We start from the raw sequence: 6448 nt of genomic DNA on the forward strand, positions 1-6448 counted from the left end.
TGGAGATCAATTAATATCTAACTTTAAAAAGTAGACATCCAAAACCCTCGCCTCTGGAATTTAGAAAGTGGGAAATTGTAGAGACAAGGCATGCCTTGTCTCTACAGGTGATCAATAAAAAAAGCTAATTTTCAGTTAAATACTGTAGAGCGGTATCCCCCCACCGATTATAGCCTTACATTAATTATCCTCCGGTTTACTCTTGAACGCTTTCGCCTTTTCACCAGTTAAAAGTATCACCTTTTTGGTCTTCCAGAAGCCCTCGGTTTTTTCACCGGGGGTTATCTTTACAATACTGAGCACCTTCAGGTCATTGAATGAAGCAGGCAGAGGCTCCTCTGACAGTCCGTCATCAACATGTACAGAAGAAACAATATAGTTACGATCTTTCACCATTATGATATGTTCTGCCTCAGCTATCTCCATGATTTCACCGGTGACTGTCTCATCCTCTTCCTGTGCGGTTGTGATTCCGACAAAGAAAAATAAGCATATCAGGCAGGCAATTATTCCAAATTTCTTTTTCATATTTTATCTCTCCTGATCAAATAGTTTTACTTCTCACTCCAGGAAGTAACCCTGGTCAATTGTTTTGACAGATTTACCTTCAAGCTTGCAAGACCTCCGCCTGTTGTTGTAACAAACATGGTATCCTTGTGAAGCACCGGCTTTGAAGGCTGACCAGCACCAATGGAAACAGCAGCCGGTACATATTTATAATCCCCAATGGTCACCACATCACGCGAGTCTATAACGCCATCTTCATTTATATCAAACACAGGTTCAGTCGGAGGCAGGCCTGTCTCATAATCCACGGCAAAAAGCCATGCCCTTCCGTTACCTGCGCAGACATCTTCGTCAGGTATAAATGTGGCGAAAAATACAATCCCCGCTACAGCCAGAGGCTGGGTTACAACACGCTCACTCCCGATAAGACCCGGTGAGGTATTATCCAGTCCAATTACCCAGGAATTCTTATCATTATTGGCGCCTGTAATATTCCTGAAAATCTTCCCTGTTACATCATCAGTGATATAATTTGCTGTAAGCTTGGCAAGGTCCGCATCGCCCATTTTATATGTCCTGTGGTCGGTATAATCATCCTTTAGCCCGAAAAAGTGCTGTTTTGCCATAGAAACCTTATCCACCTGTATCTCATAGATACCTGTGCCGAAATACACCCTGATAACATTTGGATCAGTTGTATATGCGTAATCGGCCTTGGCCCTTATTGGCCTGCCATGATCACCCATATTTTCAGAATCAAACAGCATGGATACTGAAGGTTTCATATCCTTGCCAATATTCTTTATTCGATACATAGACCCGTATAGATTTCCGGTATATAAACTATCAGAAATGTAATCACCTTCAATATCTGCAGGCATGGGTGGTGATAATGCATCATTTTTCAGTGTTGCTGATGATATCTTGACCCGGTTAACAGGGCTATCACTTGCATCCTTCCATAAAGCACCTTTGTTATGGGCCTCAATGCCATATAGATATGCCTCTTTATTTGACTGTTCCGCAGTCAACTCCTTATATCCTGACCCGAAGAATACACCCCATGCGGTGCCAGAGTCTTGTTTAGCAACACGTGTTATAGCCGGATCAGCCCAGGTCTGCCCCAGTTCGATATCTGTAAATTCCCACAAATACTGAGAAGGATTAGTTGCCGCGTCAAATGATTTCCCGCTTGTAATATCAAGGGCAAAATATGCCTCTCCTCCTTCCCTTAACCCTGATACAAGCATTGTCCGCCATTTTGTTCCATCAAAAATATCTCCAACAACAGGGGACCCGTCAACAAAGTACCTGTGACAGTAAGTATCTTCATCACACATATTCCAGTTGGATGTTGTAAGCGCCTTGTTCAGGTTATTACGTACAGCAGTGGGATAGAATCTCCACACCTCTGTGCCTCCTGGAACTACTACAGTGCCGTTAACTATCTTATCTGTAAGCATGAATGCATGCAGTGCCCCATCATTGGCGCCTATATATACAAGAGGATCCCTTTGTGTTGTATATTTAAACCCTCTCAGATAGTTGTTGAAGTTGTAGAAATATGGAGGGTTTTCAACGATAACCGGGGTGGAGTTAATTATGTCCCCAAGCCCCTTGGTGGCGCATATGAAACTGTCTGTTAAAAGGGTGGAATCAGTATAGGGCACCCAGTCATCACCGGTTGAATTTCCTATGAACGCCTTTATGGTAGCAGGCATACGATCATTAGCTGACCACAGCTCATCTGTCAGCTCGCCAGTATCATTGTTATACTGAGTGGCCACCAGGTCACCAGACCAGTCAGCGGGCTGGAACTTGGCTGTAATAACTATATCGCCATAATCGACCGATGTAGTAGGCGCAGGGGCTGAACCATGAAAGACCTCTGCCTTGATATTGGAGGTGATTGTCCTTAATGCCGCTAGAAGCTCTTCCTTGTTTTGTGAAAGGAAAGGCTGAGCCACATTATTAATCTCGTTATGCAATGAGTAGAGTGAATCATCAGCCGAAGCATTCCCCCTGCTGTTGCTTATCTCAGCAAGCTTATAGATCTGTTCAGTTTGATTCGGTGCAAGACCGAACCCAATACCCACTGTATTCACACCATAATCTGCAAGCGCCTCTGTTGCAGTTCCAACATTGGTAACTGTTGTTCCGGTGTTACCCATACCATCTGTAATATTGATTACAAAAAGGGGCTGGCAATCTATTTTTTCAAACGGTAGATCGTATTTTATATCATTTTTTTCCCCCTTAAAATATTTTAGACCGGCCCTGAGAGAGGGTGTCAACGGGGTACCCGAACCCGGGACAGCCGCATTTATAGCAGTCTTAAGATATCCTTCATGTGTTGAACTATGGTATTTGCAGCCTACATTTATTCTTGTGTAATCAATCGTGGAGCTAAACCCGTCATGCCATGTACCAAAACCCCATGAAATTGTCTTATCCTCAACCAGTTCCCTGAGGGCAGCCTGTGCGACCTCTATCCTGCGCTGCATGGTCGATTCCACCCATGAAGGCACAGACCATGAAGCAGAGCTGGTTGTTTTAGATCTGCTCCCGATATCGTTATTAGATGCACTAAATACACTGGCATTACCGGTGGCCTCACCTCTTATGGTGATGCTTGTTGTAGTAGTATTAGTATACCTGGCGGAAAATTCAATATATGCAGTTGCAATTGAAGCATCCTTTTCTATTGGTATATCCCCAAATCTTAACCCTACAATACGATTTGCCCCTAATTGAAGTTCACTATCAGTTAAGTACATACGATTATAAGAAGTATCGGTTCTCTGCACAGCATCACTATTAAAACCCGATATCCTGATACTATATGATTCTCCGTTTGTCAGTTCCACATAGAGCATAGGCGCAAAATGGGGGAAACTGTCATAGGACATGGCCCTTCTTGTCCCTGATCCCTGGAGATAAAATGCCATTGCATTCCCGCTTTCCCAGTCTGATCTGTTTACTATCTGCTGTACAATCGTTTTTAACTCCGTTGTCTTATACTTGCTTACACTTACTGGTATATCCCAGTTCATACTGCCCGAAACATCCAGTAGCAGCATAATAGCCGGGCTTACAAGATTTTCGGTATAAACAGGCACATCACCGCAAGCAGTACTCAATGGAGGGGGCTCAACAGTAAGGCTTACTGTAATACTCTGAAGCAAGTTAATTGCATTGCTATCCTCAACCCTGATATATGCCTCATATGTGCCGGTAGAGAGGGTTGAAGATGGGAAATAGACATAAACAAGACGTGATTCACCCTCTGCTATAGGGTCAGGGGATGAACAGGATATCCAGCCGCTGCCATTCACATAGTTAACTGAAATAGATGGATTCAGGGGCGCCCGACCCGTATTTGTGATGGTAAACTCCTCAAAAAAGGCATTTTTACCTTCATATGCAGTAACGCCTATATATGTTTTGTCTATCTCGATTTGGGGTTTCTTTTTAAAGACTTTTAAACCAACTCCAATATTAAGCGGACTGTTTAATGCTTCACCTTCAACATCTGTTATAGTTATGGTACCGGTATAGTCTGTAGAGGGGTCGCCTGCAGCAAGGGTTGAGGCGTTAAAATTAACTGTAACCGTGTCAGGGGAATCAGTTTTCATCAAAGGTCCGCCGGTATCAGGTGTAACAGATATCCAGTCAACAGCACTATCATTAGTATCACTGATATTATATAGAAGTTGCCCTGTGCCTCTGTTTGCTATTGTAAATGTTTCAGGATCAGGATTTTCTCCCTCCCATACCCTAAGATCATACACTGTGGGGCTGACTTCAAGGATAGGATTAGCATTTGGTAGATACTCTACATGTAGCGTGGGAGGAGTCCCTCCTGGAAAATTCACGACTATCTCTTCATATTGCCAACAAAAACCATAAAACCACAATTTGCATGCACCCCGTGTAGTTTCAGTCCAACCAGGTGCTCCGTCTGTTGAGTACGATATGCGAGATCCTGAACCAGTAATAATAAACGCCATTGCATTTCCACTGGCCCAGTCAGGATGATTGACAATATTCTGCACGACACCGGAAAGCCCCGGGGACATATCTACGCTATTCTGGCTCCATGTATCAGGAGACCAGGTTATATAATCAGTTGTTCTTGGTCTGGAGGAGATATTATTTTGGGCAGTGGTAAACTGCAGTGCGTTCCCTGCATACTGGCCATAGATATTAAGACTGGTAGAGGTATCCTTAAAAGCAGCGGATTCGAATGATATATAGGCGCTTTTTATCTGGCTGCCTGCCGGGATGCTGATATTTGGAAAACGTATACCTATAAGTTTTTCACCCATATTAAGTGTTTTGCTGGAGATAATCACATCTCCATTTTGCTCATCTGCATCATCTGCATTGCCACCGACCGGTATTGATACGACACCAATAATGCCCAGTTTAACATATATCTCTATCGGGTTATTTAGAGCATTAGGGTCTGATATTGTAATCAGGGCTTCATGGGTATCCACTGCCAGGCCTGTTGAATTAAACTGCACGGTTATCTCATCCGAACTCCCAGAGGCCAAACTTCCGCTGCCTGAACAGGTCAGCCACCCGGATGAATTATTTGTTATGGTATAATCCAGGTTAAGCGGATCATACCCCGAATTATTGTTTGTAACTGTAAATGTTACACTTGCAGGGCTTCCATTTCCTCTGGCAGAATAATAGATTTCCCTTGCAATCTTGGCTGTGCTCACATCAATAACCGGCGCTGAGCGGACAGCTATTGTAAAGGTCTGGGTGTCAGAGGTATCAACACCCCCATTGGCAATACCACCATCATCTTTCAGGTATATGCTTACTGTGGCAATACCGTTTGCGTTTGAAGCAGGGGTAAATGTTAGGGTGCCGCTTGAGTCAACAGAAGGCTGTACAGAGAACAGGTTAGTTTGTGGAGTTGAAACATGGAATGTAAGGGTCTGCCACGACTCATCAGCAGGGCCGGCAGATATTGCAGTAGCCCATCCGGTTATGGCCTTAGCGCCGGAACCCTGGATAACAACCTGATCCGGCCCTTTTGTAAATGAAGGAACATCGTTGACAGAGGTTACAGTCAGCAGAAAACTCTCAGGTGTACTGCCGCCATCTTCGTCTGTTACAGTCACAGTAATAGTTGCCACTCCAGATTGTTCCGCTACCGGGGTTACAGTAACTGTCCTGTTGGCGCCGCTTCCTCCAAATTCTATATTAGCCAATGGAACTAGAGCAATATTGCTTGAAGCACCTGTAACAGTAAGGGTAGCAGGATCTGTCTCAACATCTCCGATTATAAAAGCCAGAGAGCCAGTGTTCCCATTTTCAAATATCATCTGATCATCTATTGCGGTTATTGTCGGAAGGTCATTCACTGGAGTTACTGTCACAATAAATTCCTCTGACGCCGTTTCACTATCTCCATCTGTTACTGTCACTGTTATAGTAGCGCTTCCAAACTGATTGGCTGCCGGGGTAACAGTAACTGTCCTGTCTGTACCGCTTCCTCCAAAGACTATATTCGCCAATGGAACAAGGGTAGTATCACTTGAACTCTTCGTAAGTATCAAAGCAGCAGGATCTGTCTCAACATCTCCAATTGTAAAAAATAATGCTCCTGTGCTGGTATCTTCATCTATTGTCTGATTGTATATTTCACTTATTGTTGGCAGATCATTCACTGAGGTAACTGTCAGTTGGAAAATCTCCTGCGCACTACCTCCATCTGCATCTTGTACTGTCACTGTTATGTTGGCAGTTCCAAACTGATTTCCAGCAGGAGTTACTGTCACTGTCCTGTCTGTACCGCTTCCTCCAAAAACTATATTCGTATTTGGAACAAGTGTCGTATTGCTTGAAGCACCTGTAACTGTCAGGTCATTTACCGCTGTCTCAACATCTCCTATTGTAAAAGCCAATGCTCCTGTGTTCG

Annotated in this window: 2 protein-coding genes; both read right to left on the reverse strand. The window is 43.8% G+C overall.

Annotated features, from left to right (window positions below):
• Nucleotides 1–180 precede the first annotated feature (180 nt).
• Nucleotides 181–528 (reverse strand): hypothetical protein, encoded by a 348-nt coding sequence (locus GX654_15565; GenBank protein ID NLD38280.1) that lies wholly within the window; start codon nucleotides 526–528, stop codon nucleotides 181–183.
• A gap of 26 nt (nucleotides 529–554) precedes the next feature.
• Complete coding sequence (locus GX654_15570) at nucleotides 555–6434, reverse strand: hypothetical protein (protein ID NLD38281.1); 5880 nt, start codon at nucleotides 6432–6434, stop codon at nucleotides 555–557.
• Nucleotides 6435–6448: the final 14 nt, after the last annotated feature.

The sequence above is a fragment of the Desulfatiglans sp. genome (assembly GCA_012513605.1).
GTDB lineage: Bacteria > Desulfobacterota > DSM-4660 > Desulfatiglandales > HGW-15 > JAAZBV01.